The organism is Microcoleus vaginatus PCC 9802 (assembly GCA_022701275.1).
GTDB lineage: Bacteria > Cyanobacteriota > Cyanobacteriia > Cyanobacteriales > Microcoleaceae > Microcoleus > Microcoleus vaginatus_A.
This window is the reverse complement of the sequence record CP031740.1, coordinates 6,515,711-6,534,601: the sequence shown is the minus strand read 5'-3', so window position 1 is coordinate 6,534,601 and position 18,891 is coordinate 6,515,711. Positions and strand designations below refer to the sequence as shown.

Sequence of the window (18,891 nt, the reverse complement as noted above, 5' to 3'; positions counted from 1 at the left end):
AAATCGGGGTTTTTGTTTTTTAAATGCCAACTGCTCAGATCGTGCTCCAAAGCTGGTAATTTTAACTATGATCCATCTGTGCTAACAACAAATTTTTATAGATGAAGTTTAGCGAAATAGTACAAAAACTTAACTTAGCCAGCAGTCGCACCCTCACAGCGTCGGTTGCTACCGATCCAGATATTACAGGCGCGGCCCCTGTTGATGAAGCTGCACCCGGTACTATCAGTTACATAGAAGGTGCTAAATTTGCCGTTCATACAGCCACTACAAATGCTTCGGCTTTAATTTTACCCTTAGATGAAAGCCTCCAAGCTCAATGTGACGATCGCAATATTGCTTGGATTGCCGCACCAGATCCGCGATTGCTGTTTGCTGAAACGATCGCCATTTTCTATCAACCGTTTCGCCCAGCATCCGAAATTCATCCCTCAGCCACGGTTCACCCATCAGCAGAAATTAGTGAAAATGTCTATATTGGCCCCAACGTCGTTATTCAACCAAAAGTCAAAATTGGCAGCAACGTTTGCATTCATCCAAATGTCGTAATTTACCCTGATGCGGAAATAGGCGAAGGCACTGTTTTACACGCTAACTGCGTCATTCACGAACGCACTCGCATCGGGGCAAATTGCGTGATTCACAGCGGTGCGGCGATCGGCAGCGAAGGTTTTGGGTTCGTGCCGACAGCCACAGGATGGGTGAAAATGGAGCAGTCTGGCTGCACGGTATTAGAAGAGGGCGTTGAGGTTGGCTGCAACAGCACGATCGACCGGCCCGCTGTCGGAGAAACCCGCATCGGCCAGAATACAAAAATCGACAATTTAGTACACGTAGGTCACGGCTGTCAAGTAGGGAAAAATTGTGCGTTTGCCGCTCACGTTGGCATGGCCGGCGGAGTAAAAATTGGCAACAATGTAATTTTGGCAGGTCAAGTGGGAATTGCTAATCAAGCCAAAATCGGAGATGGGGCAATCGCCACTGCTAAAGCCGGAATTCACAGCGACGTGCCCGCAGGTGCGATCGTGACGGGAGTTCCAGCAATTCCCCACAAACTATTTCTCAAAGCCGCAGCCGTCTACAACCGCTTGCCGGAAATGTACCAGTCTTTGAGGCAAATTCAGCGCAAGCTCGATCGGTAGTCAATTCGCAGTTGGCAGTAGTCAGTAGTCATTAGTTAACAGTCAACAGTCAACAGTTAACAGCCAACAGTCAACAGTATTATAGTTGCAACCCCTTAAATGTGGAATAGCATAAACAACCTGCGACTGCTGTCGCCGTCAATACCAGCAATTGTCAAAATAATCTTGTTTTTCTCAACTTGGATTGTTGTGTGGCTTCCCGCAGCGATTGTGCTGGCGATCGCCCTCAAATGGCATCCGCCCCAACCTCTGGGAAACAAAAAACTACCTTTACTAGCTTCCCTCTACGTGATTGTCCCCTTCATTTTATGGGCGACAAGTTGGATCGAAAACACGCCTTTTGCCAACTGGGGTTGGGATTGGCAACCCGCAGTTTTGATGTCATTACTGCGGGGATTAGGATTAGGAATAATCAGCTTAGTAATTTTATTCGGTCTGCAATTAAGCGCAGGCTGGATCGAGCTAAAAATCGGGGAAATATCCACCGAAACAGGCGAAAAAAAAATTAATCCTTGGGCCTTAATTCTTAACCCTGCTAGTCTGCTGACTCTGTTATTAGGAATGTGGATTAGTGCCACAGAAGAGTTAATCTTTCGCGGCTGCTTGCAAACAATCCTCCAGCAAGATTACTCAGTGCTAATCGCAGCAGCGATCGCGAGTTTCATTTTCGCGATCGCCCACCTAATTTGGGCCGCCAAAGAAACTCTACCGCAACTGCCCGGATTGTGGCTGATGGGGATGGTTTTAACATTAGCCCGCATCGCCGACAATGGTAGTTTGGGATTGGCGATCGGCATTCACGCAGCTTGGATTTGGGGTATAACTACCGTAGATACAGAAGGCGCAATTAATCCCACAGGCCGCGCACCAGAATGGATTACAGGAATAGCAGCAAAACCCCTAGCCGGTGCCGCCGGAATTCTGCTACTGCTAGCAACAGCAGCCGTACTGTTCTTAATTAAAAATTAAAACCTAATACCCCAAACCCCTTTAAAATTACCTCTTCTCTTCCTCTCTTCCTCTCTTCCTCTGCGCCCTCTGCGCCCTCTGCGGTAAAAAAAGATTAGATTCAATCAAGCGAGAACTAAAACCACAAAAAACACAGATAACACAGGCATTAATCTGCGTTAATCGGCGGTTAAAATTCAGACATTAATTCAAGTGTCGATCGATCGTCACAATCGAAACAGGCCGCAACGCATCAAAACGAGTTGAATTCCCCCCAGCCACAGAACGCGATAACTGCATTTGCACGATTCGGTAACTCCAGTGCGGTTCCCGGCGCACCCGATCGCCGATCCAGCTCAAAACAGTAGCAATATCCTCAAAAGCATCCAAAGCCAGCACGATCGAGCCTCCAGGGAGCAGCCGCAGCGCGCAAACGCCCAAAATTTTAGTTAACCCTCCGCCACTACCGCCAATAAAAATCCGGTGCGGAGGACGCAAGCGGTGCAAGATTTCCGGGGCGGTTCCGTAAATCGAGAACACATTTTGCAGCCCAAAACGGCCATAGTTGAACTCGATCGCAGAAGTACCAGAAACCGTTTGTTCGATCGCATACACCTCAGACTGCGGGAATAAACGAGCAATTTCGATCGAGACAGAACCATTACCAGCACCCACATCCCAGACAACTTGTCGCGGTTGCAAAGCCAATTGTGCCAACACCAACACCCGCAATTCCCGTTCCACCGTCAAACCCGGCTTGTCGCCACAACCGATAAAAGCTGCATCCGGAATGCCCAACAAAGGCAACTTTTCCAAATCCAAAGGTTCTGCCCTCGGCGGGGACTCGCGCAGCATCACAACCACGCTCAGCGGTGCAAAAGACTCTCGCAGCAAAGCTGACAGAGAACGCAGGCCCACCCGCTCGTCAGCAGCACCCAAATTCTCGCAAACCCAAAACTCGTAGCGTGTAGGCAAATCTAGAGCTTTCACCCAATTTGCCAGGGCCGCCGGAGTATGAGTTTCGTCGGCGAGGACCGCAATTTTCTCGACACCCAGCTTGAGTTTTGCCGTCAGTTCCTCAAAATAACGTCCTTGAGAGCCAACAAAATGAGCGTCTTGCCAAGGGATATGTAAGCGGTTAAAAGCCAACTGCACAGAACTGACGTGGGGGTGAAAAGTCAATTCTTCTGTCGGTAATTGGGCAATTAACAACTTTCCCCAGCCGTAGAACAGCGGGTCGCCGGCCACTAAAATTACAATGAGTTGATCACGGGGTTCCACCGTCCCCCCAGAGGGTTCTAATTCGGGTTCAGTCGCCCACCAGCGCCGAATTTCCAGAATTGCTTCGGTCAAATCTTCCAACGCCCAGCGCTCTTCGTCGTGCTGGGGAAAATAGCTCAAATGGCGCTCGCTCCCTATTAGCAGAGCGGCCATTTCTACAACCTGCCGCGCCGATTCGCTCAGCCCAGCAGCCCCATCTAAACCTATACCAACAACGTGTACTTTGACAACTCTTCGACCCGAAGGCACGAGGATTCTTGGTTCATTGGGACTACTCACGTAGCTTGCCCTCCCCAAAATTCACTGCGATTTGCCCAACCGCTGTATATCCACGCTGCAACACCACCTGCGCGGCTGCAACATCTCGATTCGTTTCATAGCCACAGGTTTGACATCTATGTATTCGTTCGGATAGTTCTTTTTTGCCTGTATGAGTTTGACATCTTGGGCAGGTTTGACTTGTTCGGTTCGGGTCTACCTTGGCGAAGTATGCACCTCGCTTAAAGCAAACATGACCCAAGATATTCAGGAACTGACCAAACCCTGCATCAAGCGTGTGCTTGCTGATCATTCCGGCTGACATTGCTGTGAGGTTCAAGTCCTCAGCAAATACTGTTTGGGCTGCGTTACATAAATGATGTGCGGTTTTGAAATGAAAGTCTTTGCGACTGTTCGAGATGTATTCGTGGTGCTTGGCTATTTGGTGTTGAATTTGACGAAACTTTCTAGAACCTTTTTTCTTGCCTTTGAGTTGACGTTGCAGCAATTTCAGCTTGCGTTGTCCATCCACAAAGAATCGAGGCCTATCAATCAATTCACCATCAGAAGTTGCCAAAAAATGTTTTAACCCTAAATCAATCCCTAATCCATGCCCTGAAGGTGAGGCTTGAGGCACTGCGACATCACATTCCAAAGTGAGCATGGCTACGTAACCAGAAGCCCTCTTAACAACGCGAATTTGCTTGACATCAAACCCTTGAGGGATTGGACGTGACAGGTGCATTTTAACTAACCCAATCTTGGGTAGGTTGACCCAATCGGCACCATCAAACCGTTTAACGGAGTCTAGATTCAATTGAGGGAACACAAATGAGCGCATCCGTTTTTTGAATCTAGGAAAACCGTGTCCTCGTTCCCACATCGCCACAAACGCTGCCTCTAGTTGGCGCAACGCCTGCTGCAATACATGGGTGTGAGGTAGTTTCAACTCAGGAATTAACTTCTTTGCGAATGCCAATGATTTGCATTGGCGGGCAAAGGTTGGACGCGGTGCATCAGCAGGGATCATGTATTCCTGCTTAATGCTGCACAAGTTTATATCACACTTACGAGAATTAACCCAATCTTTTCGTTCCCGCAATGCAAAGTTGTAGACCTTGCGGCAAATATTGAGCCACAGGTCGAAAGTTTGGCGTTGCGCGTCGGTAGGAATGAGCTTGTACTCGTAGGTTAGATTTAACATACAACGATTGTAGAGCCAACCTGAATAAATGCGGTGCTGTTTATTCACAAACCTCTCGGAGAGATTCCCAACCGAAAGTCCCCCTAGAATGGGGAGGCTTGTATCCCATTTTTTTTGTCACTTTTTAAGCAAAAAGTAAAAAACCAGAATTACTGATTTTTCCTGGTTTTTCATAAATTTTTTCCTTGACTTTACTGTCAAACAAAAATAATTAAAGCATTTAATAGGCAATATCCTGACTCTTGTCACAGGGGAGAGGGGGCGAGAGAGTGGGAGATGGGGAGAGTGGGAGATGGAAAAAATCTTCTTTCTTCCCTCTTCCCTCTTCCTTCTTCCTTCTTCCCTCTTCCTTCGTTAAAACTCAAAAACAGGCCAGTCCGGTTGCCGGAGGTAGGTGGTCATGTCGTCAAACTTCCGCAGTTCCACTCGGTTTACGGACAGTTCTTGCGGCGTGTCCAGCCATTGCTCGTTTAACTCTGACAGCAAAGCGCACAAGCGAGCGCGGTCAAGGTTCGGCCCGATGTCCCCAAAATAACCCAGAGTAATGTGTGCCGTAAAATGATATTGCTGTTCAATTCCCAAAGCCATTAAATCGGGATTTTGATAGATAGATCGGCGAAACTCCAGAATTTGCTTGTAAGAGTTTTCGTCCGTCGGTGCCAAACAAACACCCACAGCTCTAGTCATCACCATCAACCCCAGCACTATCCAGCGAATGGGAGGGCCGCCCGCCAAGGGTTTGCAGGCGGCAAAACGATCGGCCATGCGCGAGCGCAGTTGCTCCTCAAATTCGGGATTTTTATCAGAGGCATCTCGAAAAGCGCTGCTCCAAATCAAATCGGCTACGGTTAAATGGAAGCTATCAGGAGGCAGTGCCACGATCGCACCCTCCGCTATTTCCTGCAATAGCCGTTGTTGGCTCGAGTGCAAATTACTATAAAATGCAGCATTTTCTGCATCTTCCCCCGCAGGGGGCGTAATCACCGAATAACCTGGAAAAGGTACAGGATCTCTCCGGCCTGCTTCGTCCGGCTTAAATTTTGGAGATTCCTGAATGTGTTCCACCTGGGACTTGTAGGAGTCCAGCAGCGTCATTCGCGCCACCCGATTTACGTAAGCTTGATAAGTATCATCCAATCTTGATTTCCTCGCGGTGACATACTCCCACACCAAATTTTATATTATGGCGCGGGCTTCCAACAGCCCTATTCAGGATATGTTGGACAAGCCTCACGTGCAACTGTGATTTTTTTGGCTACTGAGCGTTTTTCATGCAAATTTACCTGTTTTGGGGGGAAGACGACTTTGCGATGGCGCAAGCTGTGACAAGTTTGCGCCAAACAGTCCTCGACCCCAACTGGGCTAGTTTTAACTATGACAAGATTATTGCCGATTCCGCCGGAGCTGTGGTCGAAGGGCTCGATCGAGCTTTAACGCCCCCCTTCGGTACCGGCAGCCGTTTTGTGTGGCTGGCAAACACGACTGTAACGCAGCAGTGTTCTCAAGAACTGTTGGCCCAATTGGAACGAACACTGCCAGTGATTCCCCCTACCACCGTGCTGCTGCTGACATCCATCAAAAAACCCGACAGCCGGCTCAAGTCTACCAAGTTACTTGTCCAGTCCGCCCAAGTGCGGGAATTTTCACCGATTCCGCCTTGGAATGACAAAGAATTAGCCCAGCGGGTACGCCAAGTCGCGGGCGAAATGAACGTAAAATTGACCGCCACAGCGATCGAACTTTTGGCCGAATCCATTGGCAGCGATACCCGCCAGCTATACAGCGAACTCGAAAAATTGCTGCTGTTTGCGGGCAACCGCAGCCAACCTCTGAACCCGGAAGAAGTTGCAGCACTGGTGCACTGTCACGCCCAAAATACCTTCCAGCTAGCCGATGCCATTCGCGAGGGCAATACCTCCGCCGCTTTGGATTTATTGGCAGGCTTAACTGGCCGCAGCGAGCCTGGTTTGAGGATTGTGGCTGGCTTGACTGGTAAGTTTCGGATTTGGCTGTGGGTAAAGGCAATGATCCAAGCGGGCGATCGCGATGATAAAATTGCTCAAGCTCTAGATCTCGGCAATCCGAAACGAGTATACTATTTTCGGCAAGAAGTCAAGAACGCCAGCTTAGAAAAACTGCAAAAAAGTTTGCCTTTGCTGCTAGAGTTAGAAGCTTCTTTAAAGCGGGGGCGGGAAGAAAACTCAACCCTGCAAACCAAAGTTATAGAACTTTCTAGCTTGTTTCGCTGATGCGCGACAGGGTACAGGAGCGGCCCCCTACTGTAAATTTTTACAACAAATTTCGATAGTGGCTATGTGCTTGATGCCGGCTCGCAGGCCAAAAGGTCAATAGATACTAGAAATACTCTCAGAATGCCAAAGTAGAAGTTAATGTGGTAAATAAATATTGTCCGCCGAATGCCGATCGGTTAATATTATTTGCCGGCTCTCCACCCCCCCCCAAAAAAGAGCGCTACCCATGACACAACAGAACCTGCGGGAACTGCTCAAGCAGGGCGATCCAAAAGCGATCGCATCTAGCATCAACCGTACACTCCAACCCAAAGGCATCAACGCCGATGTGACGCGGGACAACGGCTGCCTCCACATAATTCTGGAGGCAGACAAAGTACCGGATCAAATGGTATTGGTCGATTTCATCCGCACCGGCATGACGAAGCTGGGACTTGAATCAATTCACACTGTAAAGGTTTACGGGCGTCGAAAAGGTGACGGATCGCCTGCGTGGGAAGATGAAATTGATCTGATGCCTGCCGAACCCATGCCTTACCCCTTGGATAGTGGAATGCCTGACGACTCTGTAGGTTTAGATGATGTCGAGCCCGAAGGCGAAGACTATTATCAAGAAGGAGAATTCGATCGAGATGACGACGAGGAAGACGAAGACGAAGACGAAGATCAAGCCCCGCCTCCGAAAAAACAATTTCCCAAATGGGTAATACCTGTCGGTCTCTTAGTACCTCTGGCGGCGATCGCAGGGCTTTTCTTTACTAAAACTTTCCCATTCGGCGACTCGAACCCAGAACCCATCGCCCCGGAAGCAGCTTCCCCCTCCCCCCAACCCTCATCTCCCCCTTCTAAAGCCGCTGCATCCTCTCCAGCCGCATCTCCACGCACCCCACAGGCAGCCTCCCCTGCACCAAAACCCGCTCCCACTGCTGCTGCGCCAGCAAGCCCAGCTCCAGCTTCTCCTGCACCAAAAGCCGCCGCCCCTAAGCCTGACTCTTGGAGGGAAGCCGTTAACACAGCTCAGAAGGCAGCAATTTCGGCCCAGAAGGCTCAGTCTCAAAATGAGTGGATCGCAGTAGCAAGCGAGTGGCAGCAAGCGGTTAAGCTCATGAGAGCCGTACCGTCAACCAGCGCGAACTATCAAAAGGCTCAGCAAAAAGCGGCAGAGTATCAGGCTAATCTGATTGTTGCCAACCGCAGGGCGGCAGCAGCGCCTTAAGAGTTTTGAGTTTTGAGTTTTGAGTGGAATACTCGATGTGCTAAAAGCCAAAAGTAAAAAAACAAGTTTTTACTTTTGGCTTTCTTACTTTTGACTTTTTTCAATGTTATTTAAATTTCATTATTTAACTTCGCCTATTGCTTTAACTCCAAAAGCTATAATTATTTTTCCTTCAATCGTTTTTAATCTCCTTCTAGTTTCATTTTGATATCAAATTCGGTAGAATCGTCTGGCGTCACATCCAGTCAACAGTCAACAATCACCGACGGTGCAAGCGGAATTCATATAATTCATCTGCGTTCATCTGTGTTTATCTGCCTGTATCTGCGGTTTTAAAAATATAATGCTAGTCATGCACAGTAATGATATCGTTTTCTTATGCAATAATTATAGTGATGTACAAAGTTAAAAATTGTCCCAATAGGGTTTTGCATTTTTTTTGAGAAAGACAAGGTTTTACGAACCAAACGAGAAATTCGCTGCCGTAAAGTATTATTAAGTGTTTCAATATGACTGGTTTTTACCGATTGTTTGCCTACAGGTCGATGTCTTTTAAAAGGTAGCACTTCTCAATAAGATTCCCAAAAATTAGTATAACAAACAGCACATTGTCTATAGACAGGAGGAAAAGATTGCCAGAGATCGGACGCAGATTTATTTGAGCGGTCTCCAATATAAAGCCCAACACTTTCACGGGTCTTTTGATCGAAAGCTATCCAGATCCATGGCTTGTTTCGCTTGTTTTTGACAAATGACCACATTTCATATAGCTCTAAAGTCAACTGACCTTTCGGTTTTTTCATCACCGAAATTTCCCCAGAAATTTCGGCATACTTTTTATTTACATAATTCTGAAGCCATCGAATGGATACGCCCGTAGCTCTAGCAATTCCGGCTGTAGAAATTTTTTCTAAAATCAGCCGCTCAATTAAGGCTTTAGTCTAGGAGTGAAATCTGCTTATATTTAGTAGTTTCAATAAATTGACGACCACAATTTTTACATTTAAATCGCTGTTTCCCGTAATAAGTCTTTCCATTTTTAATAAAAAAATTCCTTTGGCAATTAGGACATTCCATACTTTTACCTCTGAAATTTATGTGGATTTAATATATTAAACCATTACTGTGCATCACTACCAAGGGCAGGAGGATACCTACTGGGTAGTCTGTACACCCAGTGGTGGCCCAAAGTCGGTGCGGCTCAAGCTTGAGGGCGAATGGGAAACGTCCTACTCTGACGAGATGTTGCTCAACGAAATTGAAGCACAGCAGGGGGTATGACCACACCCAAACCAAGTGGTCTGGACATTACCGTAAACCGCGATCGGGTATGTTGCAACTAGCACTAATCAGACACAAACACACTCAGCAAAATTCGCTGTATGTAGGCGCAAAAAAAGTAGTCTTTGTAAGACTACTTTTGCATCCTATAATAAATGCCAAGGAGCGCAGATGAAATAATTTCCACCGATAAGCATGAGAACCCTTTCTATACTTCGAGAAACTCTTCTAGTTACACGCTAGCTTGAGCACTCGATGGACTCTGCATACTGATTTCTCCTGACTTCACAAATCCGTAGTAAAAAGCGACCGCAGCAGTAAGGGCATTGAGCCAGATATTATTTCCAAAAAGTGGTGTAAGCCCGAACAAGGTATTTGCAAATGGCAGCAATCCTAAAATTGCACCTGCTGCATAAAGGATAGCGAAGATGCGATTGAATACAATGGCTCCGCTTAAGCTAGTAAATGCCGCAATTCCCCAAACACCCACTAAAATGCCAATTGCATTATGAAAATAGTTGGTGGGGAATACCCCGAATATATAGCCAAAGCCTGGTGCGGAGGTAAAGTTCTCAGAGGGAGTGAAAAAAGCAGGCACAAATCCAGCTACGCCAAGTAACAAGAAAAGGAGACCTAGACTCAGAGCACCGTAACGAATTGAGGAATTGGAAGATGTTGATGTTTGCATGGCAGTATTTTGATTTTCAAAAATTTTTGGTGTGGACTAAACAAGTGTTTTACTGCTGTTAGAGAAACACAAACAGCTTGTAACTGACGATTCAACTCCTAGCGAGCGAGGTGAAGTACATCCCGAAGAACGCTATAACCAGCCATATCCCAAAGAAGATAGGCGACAAAACCAAGCATTGCTAGACGACCGTTCCATAGCTCTTGCTGCGGGTTCCAACCAAAAATCCAGGCATTGCGATCGGCACCGTTATAAGCCGGAGTTATCGTAGGCACTGGATCAGTATTGATTGTTGAATTCTTCGTTGAAGTCTTCATAGTGGTGAGTAGTTTTTAATTATTCTGTTTCGATTTCATGGTATCGAGTATATTTGCTGGTATGGTCTACCATTAGACTTAAATTCTCTCTATATCTAAAGATTGGATTGGTAAGGCTCAACTGTTAATAATGGGCATAAAAAAGTATCCTTGTTTACAGACAATATAGGCGAGGCAATCCCGAACTCTTACTCTTGATGATTGACTTCAGAATCGATCGGAAGTTTAATTGCGTCAGTATCGGGTAGCATTGCTTGAGCATCGCTAGCGGGTACGTGTGGATTGTTGTGAAGATTAACGACACCTTTTTCCGTCTGCTCCCCATCTGCCGAATAAGAGCCTGCAATGGTTGAAGAGCCAGCAGTTTTGGCCTCACCTGTTCGGTTGCGGATGAGAAATGGGAGGCGATGGGATGAGCGATTGCTTCTCCCTATGGGTTTGTGCTGGTTCCTGTGGCAATGTTGGCATTTAAAACAGCACTTCCACCCGTATTGGGGGGTGCAAAAAGTTGAGCCTGTTGAGATGCGTTAACTTCTTGAGTCGGCTCACTTGCTTGATTAGGCATGGATACGTTACTCATTTCTAATTTCTCCGTAAATCTGTTAAACAATTACTGCGGTATCAATATCTCGCCTTCCACTTCCCCTGACTTCAGAACCTATCACCATCAGCCACAACTGTGGTGAAATACTTATCGAAAGCCAGATTTTCAAGGCTTTTGCTTCAAGCTGTATTCAACGTACTCAAGCTTAAACTCTTACTGAGCAATTCTTTTCTTCTTAACGCTATCTCGATTACCATTGTCACCTCATCCTACTGATGACACAACCTATTATGAAGTCACTTTGAAAAAACGACTACAGTCGCCTTTGCTTTACGATCCTACCTAAGAAGGACGTTGTAAAAAGTAGGAACTGTTAATCTTATTAGGTAGAGGCAAGAGCCATCGTTATCTAACTTTTAATAACATTTCCGACTCATTATTTGGACTGCAAAATACTAGGAGAAAAGGAAATCGCGGCTACGCTAAGCCCCCTTACCCCTATGCGCTATCGCTAACGCGCAGGCTTCGCCAACATGGAGGGGTCAGAAGTTGCTTCGCTTCTATTCAACAAAGCCTGCCGACCCACAGCCAATTGAGTCCACACAGGCGGGCTTGGTTTATGGAGCATCGAGGCTTCCAGTATGTGGGCGATTTGCTGAGGCCACGCGATAGAGATTTTTTGAAATTCTTAATCGCCTGAAGAAGCAAATTTGGATACCCTATCAAGCGACTTAGGAATATCAAAAAAATCGCCTCTAGGTTATAGCCGATTACCTGAAAGCTTATCAACCTACAGTTATTTCTTTTCCTCTTTTGAGATCAGCTTGCGATCGCAGTTTCTTGCCTTCCGGCATACCCCCGAAAGCACCTTCCTTTTTTACCTTACAAGGAAGGCTCACTATGGCTAATCGAGAACATTTTGCTTATGTAGTGCAAGATGTCATTTGCTCTCATTGGTGCCGGGAGAAAAATTCACTTTTCACAACAGGAGAAGCAAGGGCATCATGCTGAAGCAGAAAACCGACATCGGTTCGCGATTAACGCGAAGGCACCTACTTGGAATGTTTTTGGTAGGCATCACTGGGGCGATTGGATCAGCCTGTACCACTAACTCTATGGAGAGAATTACATCAATGAGAACAGAGAAACCACAGAATCAGGATCAGGCATCTATAAACGGACGCCTGCTGGCACGACCAACGCAGCCTACGGGAACGGCACCAACGGGTCTGCAACCATTGGGACTTTCGACCAAGCGCGACGGACTCCTCTACGTGCCTAAAAATTACCAAGCTTCCCGACCCGCACCACTGGTGGTGATGCTGCACGGCGCAGGCGGCGACGCACGCGGCGGTCTGACTCCGTTCCAAAACCTCGCCGATGCCACTGGACTCATTCTGCTGGCACCTGCCTCGCGCCGCCAGACGTGGGATGTGCTCGTCGGTGGGTACGGCCCCGATATCGCCTTGATTGACCAGGCGCTGGCGCAGACGTTCAGCCGCTACGCTGTAGACCCTACCCGCATTGCGATCGAGGGCTTCTCGGACGGGGCTTCCTATGCGCTAAGTGTCGGCATCACCAACGGCGACTTGTTCAGCCATGTCATAGCGTTCTCGCCGGGGTTTATGGCACCAGCTTCACAGGTTGGCGAACCGCGTCTGTTCATCTCGCACGGTACGCGAGACTCTGTTTTACCGATCGATCCTTGTAGCCGTAAGATAGTGCGACAGGTGCGGGGTGCTGGCTACGATGTGGTTTATCGGGAGTTCGACGGTCCCCACACTATTCCGCCTGCGATTATAGACTCTGCAGTAGACTGGTTCACGGCGTAGCAGGGTATTATCCTACAATCTAAATTTATTTACTGTGGCACAAGCTCTCTGGTTCATGTTGGCATCAGTTGCTGAATGCGCTGTGGCTCCTCTCCCAGCCAATCTAGATTCTGGGCAGTGCTGTCGAAAATTGATGAGGTTTTGAATGGCTCAAACTCGCCGCGTGATGCTGCTTCTGCCGTTTTTGCTAACAGCGATCGCACCTGCTCGTCATTCATTGGCTGGAACGTCCGCACCGCCTCAAACGCTTGATCGAGAATCTCCATGCTGTCAATTCCCGTAACCACAACTGATGTAGGTAGATTCAGCGCATAGTGCAGACACTCAATTGGCGTTACCGTATTGGACTGTAACAAAATCCCGTTTGCCATGCTTTTCATGCCAAGAATGCCGATGTCCTGTTTAACCAGTTCTGGCACAACCAGCTTCCCAAAGCTTCGGTAGTGTGCATCCATCACATTGAGTGGCAACTGAGCTGCATCAAATTTAAACCCATAACTGGCTGCAACTTCCAGCATATGCAGATGAATCTGGGGGTCTTTGTGTCCAGTGAAGCCAATATATCGGAGTTTGCCAGCTTCACGCGCCTCAATTAAGGCGGCATTTGCCCCTTCTGGATCGAAAACTCGATGCGGGTCCTCGAACCGGAGAATTTCGTGGTGCTGGACGAGATCGATGCAATCAACTTGCAGGCGTTGCAGTGATTCGTCTAGCTGTCTTGTGGCTTCTTTCTTGGAGCGACCGTCAATTTTCGTCATCAGGAATACTTTGTCTCGGTAGCCATCGCGGAGAGCTTTCCCCATGCGAATCTCGCTGGCTCCACCGTTGTAATCCCAACTGTTATCCATGAAGGTGATGCCACGGTCGATCGCAGTGCGAACAATCCGGATACCCAGTTGCTCATCAACATACTTCAATCCGATGTGCCAACCACCCAATCCGATCGCAGAAACTTTCTCTCCTGTGCTGCCAAGAGTTCGGTATAGCATTTCTGAGTTTGACGTACTTTCTGACATCTGTTCTCCTTGTTTTGCAGCTATTGGTTAAGTGCATATAGCTATGAGCCAATTCAAACGCAAGGAAACGTTTACAACATCTTGCTAGAGACACACTAGAACTGAGTATTGGCAATTTAGGAGGTGTGAGGTACATGGTTGAGTTGATGCGTTATGCGATCGCTCGTGAAGGCGAGATACCCGACTTTTTCAAAAAAGTCGGGTATCTGAACCCCTGATATCTCACAACTCAAATAGAATTGCTTGTAACTCATTTCTAAGAAATTAAATTAGAACCAGGAGGAGGCTTTAGACCCATTGATTTCCGTAAGTTTTTAATCGGTTGCTACTCATACGCCTCCGGGTTAGTTATTTTCTCCTCACTTAGGGCTTCGTGGCTCATCACCGCCTGCCTAACTAGCCTAGCTCGCCTATTTGCTTCTTCGGATTTCTGCAAAAAGCGTTCCGCCATCTCACTATCGTTCGTTTCACACAGATGTTTAGCCATGTGGCTCATTAACAATTGGCTCTCCTCGATCCCGCGAAGCGTGCTCCAAAGTGAGGCTTCAATAGACTCTGTTACTTCTACAAGCAGAGAATTCAGGGAATAGGCGTGCCCTGTATGGCAACGAAAACGGATACGGTTGCCTTCTTTCATTTGCAGAAGCATCCCGTGGCACTCTGGACAGGTATAGGGAGAGAGCTTCCCAAGCTTCATGATGCCGCTCTCAAAAGCATTGTCTTCGCGTGCCACTTTGACTTCAATGTCCATCTGCTCAGACACCAGATGTCCTCCTTCCTTCTTGACGGCTTCCTTTGTCATACGAACCAATAAAGCGCCCATTTCGGCGACGGGGACGCAGTGATCGACCTCTACCGTTTTCATGGCTTGTATAGGCATGGAGGAGTGAAGTGCATCAAAAGGGTGTTGGACAATTGCTTTCCCGCCTTGCTCCTTCACCGCGTACAGCCCAGATGCCCCATCATCCAGCATTCCAGTTAGAACCACCCCGATCACTTGATTTCCATAGCACCGAGCGGCGGAGCGGAACAATACGTCAATCGAGGGACGAAAGCGATTTTCCTTAGGTCCCTTCGTTACTCGGATATGCCCCGGTTCGATAAGCAGGTGGTGATCTGGGGGAGCAACATAAATCCGTCCCGTTTGGATTTCCTCTTTGTCAATTGCATGGGCGACTGGCAAGGGGCAAACCCGCTCCAGGATTTGGGGCAACACACTTGGATACGCTGGGGCAATATGCCAAACAATGAAAATAGCACCCGGAAAATTGGAGGGGAGTTGAGCAACAAGCTTTTTGAGGGCTTCCATCCCTCCCGCCGATGCTCCAACGACAACGATATCAGGCTTCATCACTTATCTTCGCTTACTAAACGCTCTTGCTTTGCACAATTACTGGTTTTTAGCGAGAGTAGAACGTATCTAGATACTCAAGCCCAGTCCTTTGTCAAGAGTAAAAAGTAGGTCTTATCTGCTCTTGTTCTCTTCTTCCAGTTTAACGAAACTTGCCCTTGTCTAGCAGAGGAAAAAGTGGTCGCTAAGAGCAGTTGTCTTATTGTTCGTCAATCTAGGCAAAGTTCTGCGTCCGCCGACAATGGCACCCGCGATCGCAGGATGTCGCAGCATAGAGCGATCGCAGCAGTGAAGTTGCGATCGCTCTAGACGCGCTCCTATTGGGCGCAGTAACTTGATTAACTCCAGACTGCGTGACAGATTTGGCTCTTGGCTCAGGCTAGGTGACGCTAGCCATCAAGAGTCACAGCATCTGAATACCACCACTGACAGGTAAATAAGCTCCTGTGATAAATCTCGCTTCCTGGGACGCTAACAGCAGAATTGCGCTTGTAATATCTTCCGGCAGTCCATTTCGTTTCATTGGAACCATTTGAGCGGACGCATCTTTATGTTCCTGGGGCAAACGTGCCGTTGCATCAGTCAGTGTCAATCCGGGTGCTACAACATTGGCACGAATTCCGTGAGAACCGAGTTCCAATGCCAGGCTTTTTATAAAGGCATCTAGTCCAGACTTGGCTGTACTGTGGGCAGAGAACCCTTCACCAGGATTGCGAGATAAACCACTGCTCACCGCAATGATGCACCCCCGCTTCTGTTCAATCATGGATGGAACGACTGCCTTGCAAGGGAAAAATGCACCTTTGAGTTCTCCGAGCAATTTTGCTTCAAAGTCTTCCCAGCGATAATCTACAAAGGGAGCCATAGGAAACCCAGCATTGGCATTAATAACGAGCGTATCAATTACACCAAACGCCTCTGAAACCTGTTGCACCATTGCATCGACTTGTTGAGGATCGCGCACGTCTGCTTTGACAGCTAGTGCCCGACCACCATCTGATGAAATCTCCTCAACGACTTGTTGAGCAGCCTCTTGGCTGCCATAGTAGTTAACCCCAACGGCAGCACCGTGTTGTCCTAAGAGTTTAGCGGTAGCCGCACCAATGCCGCGACTCGCACCCGTAATCAGGACGACGCGATCGCACATTAACTTGGATTCTGAGGTCTGGCTTGTATGAGACTGTGTAGCGACCATGTTGTTTTCCTTTCGCGCTGTGTATTAAATCAACGTGTCGTGACCGGTTTAAGATTTGCCAGACCCATTTGAAATAGGGCATCCTGTACAATCAATTCCGGCAATACATCCTTAAACATTTGCACCGTCTGCTGAATCCGAGCGAAATCTTCGGGATTGTCCAAGCGATCGCGCACTTCCCGCTCACCGATCGCAACAGCCGGACGGAGACGACTGGCAGCTTGCTCTGCTCTGCGTACAATATCTTGCTCGAGAAGCTGATATTCTGGTCGCTCCCGCCAACGCTTGATGTCTTGCCATGCTGTCAAGAAAAATGGAGACCAGCGGGCTAATGCCTGGTAGTCGGAGTTAACAATCGGTACACCCAAAGTTTGTTTGATGTCTCGATATACTTGTTGCATTTCTGGCGACATCTCCCGAACAAACTGCTCCCCAATCAGTTGGATTTCTGTGTGCTGATATGAATTGAGTCCGCGACGAGCATTGCCATTGCCCTCCTGACCAACCACTTCACCTGCCAAAGTTCGGCTCAAGGCAATTTGCTGAATCAGCAATTGGGGATTACCAAAGGTGAACGCATTCAGGACTCTCTGGATCTGATGCCGTTGTGCTTCGTCCATATCAATTTGATAGCCAGGTTGATAGCAGTCGCTGGTATCCCGGTAAATCCGCTCGGTAATCGCGATCGCGCCTTCCAAAAAAGATTCAGTTTGCGTCGCCGGTTTGAGACGCTCCCAAAACAACTGCATCACCGATGGATACATCGCATAAGGACGCCAGTTTTCGGGTGTCCAGGGAATTCCCTAGGTGTCTTGAATATCGCTTAAACCGGCTTGAATTTCAGCGGGTGCTTGGGACGGTTCGATCAACGGGAATGCTGATTGGTCGTCTTCTGCGATCGCTGGTTCCGGCGATGGCGATCGCGCAGTAATTCCAGAGGATTCAGCCTCTGTTGCGGAGACTTATTGTGCTTCTACCTGTCCATTTGATCGCTGAGTTTCGACCTGCCCATTTGCTCCAGCGCCATCTGCCTTCTCGGTTGCAATCTCGTTGTTTCGACGTGCCGCTCGTTCACTCAAAGAGGTTAACACCGAAGGCGATAAAGATGAGTGGCTGTCTTTTCCAAAAGCGCGTTCAGTACCAATGCCACCTGTTCCAGGTAATAACCGATTAAACCAACCGATCGCAGTGGCAGAAAGCCCTGGAAAAAGAGCATAGAGTCTGGCACTAAACCAAGTCCAAAGTGGCACAATTACCTCTGCATCACCCCGTCGAAATCCAGCAATGGTCTCACGAGCAACTTTTTCGGCACTCGTCGAAATCAAGGGCAACGAATCAGCAATGCTGAACCAGGTAAACTCCTTGCGGTGCTGACCTTTGAACATAGCGTGGTCTATCACGCCTGTGCGGATGAAACCCGGACATACCGTTGTGACAGCAATCCCGTCCTTTGCCAGTTCTGTCCGCATCCCTTCCGACAAACCGGTTAAGGCAAATTTGCTGGCGCAATACGCCAACATATGCGGGGAAACTACCTTGCCGCCGATCGAAGAGATATTAACGATGCGTCCAGCTTGTCGTTGACGCATTTCCGGGAAAACCGCATAAGTAGTGTATAGCGGTGCCCAGAAATGCAGCTTCATCAAGTCGTCGTAGTCCTCCATCGTCAATACGTCCATTGGCCCCACAAGGTCGGTGCCTGCATTGTTAATGAGGATGTCGATCTGACCGAAGCGATCGCGCACCTGCTGCACCATCTGGTCAACCTGGGAGCGATCGGTGACATCACAGGGAACAGTCACCACCTCTCCACCGCACTGCTCCAGCTCGACACGCGCCCTTTCGAGCTCTGCGCGATCGCGGGCACAAATTGCCAAACGCGCTCCTTGCTGCACCAACTGGCGTGCCATAACCAAACCAAGTCCGCGAGAACCACCCGTAAGCAGCACCGTCTTGCCTGTGAGATCGTATTGACGTTCGCGCCACGATCGCACCACCCAAAGCACGACGAGCAAAGCGCCCACGCCAACTGCAAAAAGAATAAGAGGATTCTGATTATCTATATAGGAATTCATGGTTAAAACTCAAATGCTGATGTATTGTGAAGCGCAATCTACCCTATTACCTGAACGTCATACTAAAACCTAAACTTATCCTCTGCTCTGACTAAGGGGTTGTGATCTTTGAGCTAATGCTGTGTCTAATAGGAGAGCTAATGTTAAATTTAAATGTAATTTAAAATACAAATTTTTCTTTTTAAATCGCTAGCCTTTCAATTCCCTAAGCGACTTATTTGTATCCATTTAAAATTAGCACTACCTATCTACCTCTTGTCCCAGTTTAAGTTGTAACCCACACTTTTTTTA

The 18,891-nt window shown here is 47.9% G+C and carries 15 protein-coding genes and 4 pseudogenes; 6 read left to right on the top strand and 13 right to left on the bottom strand.

The features are described 5' to 3' along the window. The first annotated feature begins 101 nt into the window (after positions 1-101). A complete protein-coding gene (lpxD, locus tag D0A34_26935; GenBank protein ID UNU21989.1) occupies positions 102-1,142 on the top strand; it encodes a UDP-3-O-(3-hydroxymyristoyl)glucosamine N-acyltransferase in 1,041 nt (346 codons plus the stop codon). Between the two features lie 99 nt (positions 1,143-1,241). Then, positions 1,242-2,111 carry a CPBP family intramembrane metalloprotease gene (locus D0A34_26930; protein UNU21988.1) on the top strand — a complete coding sequence of 290 codons (870 nt, stop codon included), beginning with the start codon at positions 1,242-1,244 and terminating at the stop codon, positions 2,109-2,111. Between the two features lie 183 nt (positions 2,112-2,294). On the opposite strand, the gene D0A34_26925 is transcribed toward D0A34_26930, so the two are convergent. From D0A34_26925 to D0A34_26910, 4 genes and pseudogenes are all read right to left on the bottom strand, one after another. Next, positions 2,295-3,620 (bottom strand): bifunctional cobalt-precorrin-7 (C(5))-methyltransferase/cobalt-precorrin-6B (C(15))-methyltransferase, encoded by a 1,326-nt coding sequence (locus D0A34_26925; GenBank protein ID UNU22489.1) that lies wholly within the window; start codon positions 3,618-3,620, stop codon positions 2,295-2,297. A gap of 22 nt (positions 3,621-3,642) precedes the next feature. Continuing rightward, positions 3,643-4,833, bottom strand: a complete 1,191-nt coding sequence (locus D0A34_26920) for a transposase (protein ID UNU21987.1) — start codon at positions 4,831-4,833, stop codon at positions 3,643-3,645. A 268-nt stretch (positions 4,834-5,101) separates the two neighbouring features. Next, positions 5,102-5,185, bottom strand: a pseudogene (locus tag D0A34_26915) (ribonuclease HII). A gap of 2 nt (positions 5,186-5,187) precedes the next feature. Then, positions 5,188-5,928 carry a DUF1868 domain-containing protein gene (locus D0A34_26910; protein UNU22488.1) on the bottom strand — a complete coding sequence of 247 codons (741 nt, stop codon included), beginning with the start codon at positions 5,926-5,928 and terminating at the stop codon, positions 5,188-5,190. 176 nt (positions 5,929-6,104) lie between these two features. Here D0A34_26910 and holA point away from each other — a divergent pair, with 176 nt between their 5' ends. Together holA and D0A34_26900 are read left to right on the top strand one after the other, a co-directional pair. Next, a complete protein-coding gene (gene holA / locus D0A34_26905; protein UNU21986.1) occupies positions 6,105-7,082 on the top strand; it encodes a DNA polymerase III subunit delta in 978 nt (325 codons plus the stop codon). A 229-nt stretch (positions 7,083-7,311) separates the two neighbouring features. Beyond that, complete coding sequence (locus tag D0A34_26900; GenBank protein UNU21985.1) at positions 7,312-8,301, top strand: hypothetical protein; 990 nt, start codon at positions 7,312-7,314, stop codon at positions 8,299-8,301. Positions 8,302-8,651: 350 nt separating this feature from the next. Here D0A34_26900 and D0A34_26895 read toward each other — a convergent pair. Continuing rightward, positions 8,652-9,378 (bottom strand): annotated as a pseudogene (locus D0A34_26895) (IS1 family transposase). A 187-nt stretch (positions 9,379-9,565) separates the two neighbouring features. On the opposite strand from D0A34_26895, the pseudogene D0A34_26890 reads away from it, so the two are divergent. After that, positions 9,566-9,757 (top strand): annotated as a pseudogene (locus tag D0A34_26890) (hypothetical protein). A gap of 57 nt (positions 9,758-9,814) precedes the next feature. Here the strand turns inward: D0A34_26890 and D0A34_26885 are convergent. From D0A34_26885 to D0A34_26875, 3 genes and pseudogenes are all read right to left on the bottom strand, one after another. Beyond that, on the bottom strand, positions 9,815-10,270 hold the full coding sequence (locus D0A34_26885; protein ID UNU21984.1) for a DUF4383 domain-containing protein: 456 nt from the start codon (positions 10,268-10,270) through the stop codon (positions 9,815-9,817). A 98-nt stretch (positions 10,271-10,368) separates the two neighbouring features. Continuing rightward, complete coding sequence (locus tag D0A34_26880; GenBank protein ID UNU21983.1) at positions 10,369-10,587, bottom strand: high light inducible protein; 219 nt, start codon at positions 10,585-10,587, stop codon at positions 10,369-10,371. 188 nt (positions 10,588-10,775) lie between these two features. Then, positions 10,776-11,167, bottom strand: a pseudogene (locus D0A34_26875) (hypothetical protein). Positions 11,168-12,264: 1,097 nt separating this feature from the next. On the opposite strand from D0A34_26875, the gene D0A34_26870 reads away from it, so the two are divergent. Beyond that, positions 12,265-12,963, top strand: a complete 699-nt coding sequence (locus D0A34_26870) for a phospholipase (protein UNU22487.1) — start codon at positions 12,265-12,267, stop codon at positions 12,961-12,963. A 53-nt stretch (positions 12,964-13,016) separates the two neighbouring features. Here the strand turns inward: D0A34_26870 and D0A34_26865 are convergent, their stop codons facing one another. The 5 genes from D0A34_26865 to D0A34_26845 form a co-directional block, all read right to left on the bottom strand. Then, entirely contained in the window at positions 13,017-13,979 is a 963-nt protein-coding gene (locus D0A34_26865) for an aldo/keto reductase (protein ID UNU21982.1), read from the bottom strand. 325 nt (positions 13,980-14,304) lie between these two features. Next, positions 14,305-15,333: a chemotaxis protein CheB gene (locus tag D0A34_26860; GenBank protein ID UNU21981.1), complete on the bottom strand. Its 1,029-nt coding sequence runs from the start codon at positions 15,331-15,333 to the stop codon at positions 14,305-14,307. Positions 15,334-15,733: 400 nt separating this feature from the next. Then, positions 15,734-16,525, bottom strand: a complete 792-nt coding sequence (locus D0A34_26855; protein ID UNU21980.1) for an SDR family oxidoreductase — start codon at positions 16,523-16,525, stop codon at positions 15,734-15,736. Positions 16,526-16,554: 29 nt separating this feature from the next. Then, a complete protein-coding gene (locus tag D0A34_26850) occupies positions 16,555-17,289 on the bottom strand; it encodes a hypothetical protein (protein ID UNU21979.1) in 735 nt (244 codons plus the stop codon). Between the two features lie 198 nt (positions 17,290-17,487). Continuing rightward, entirely contained in the window at positions 17,488-18,600 is a 1,113-nt protein-coding gene (locus tag D0A34_26845) for an SDR family NAD(P)-dependent oxidoreductase (protein UNU21978.1), read from the bottom strand. Positions 18,601-18,891: the final 291 nt, after the last annotated feature.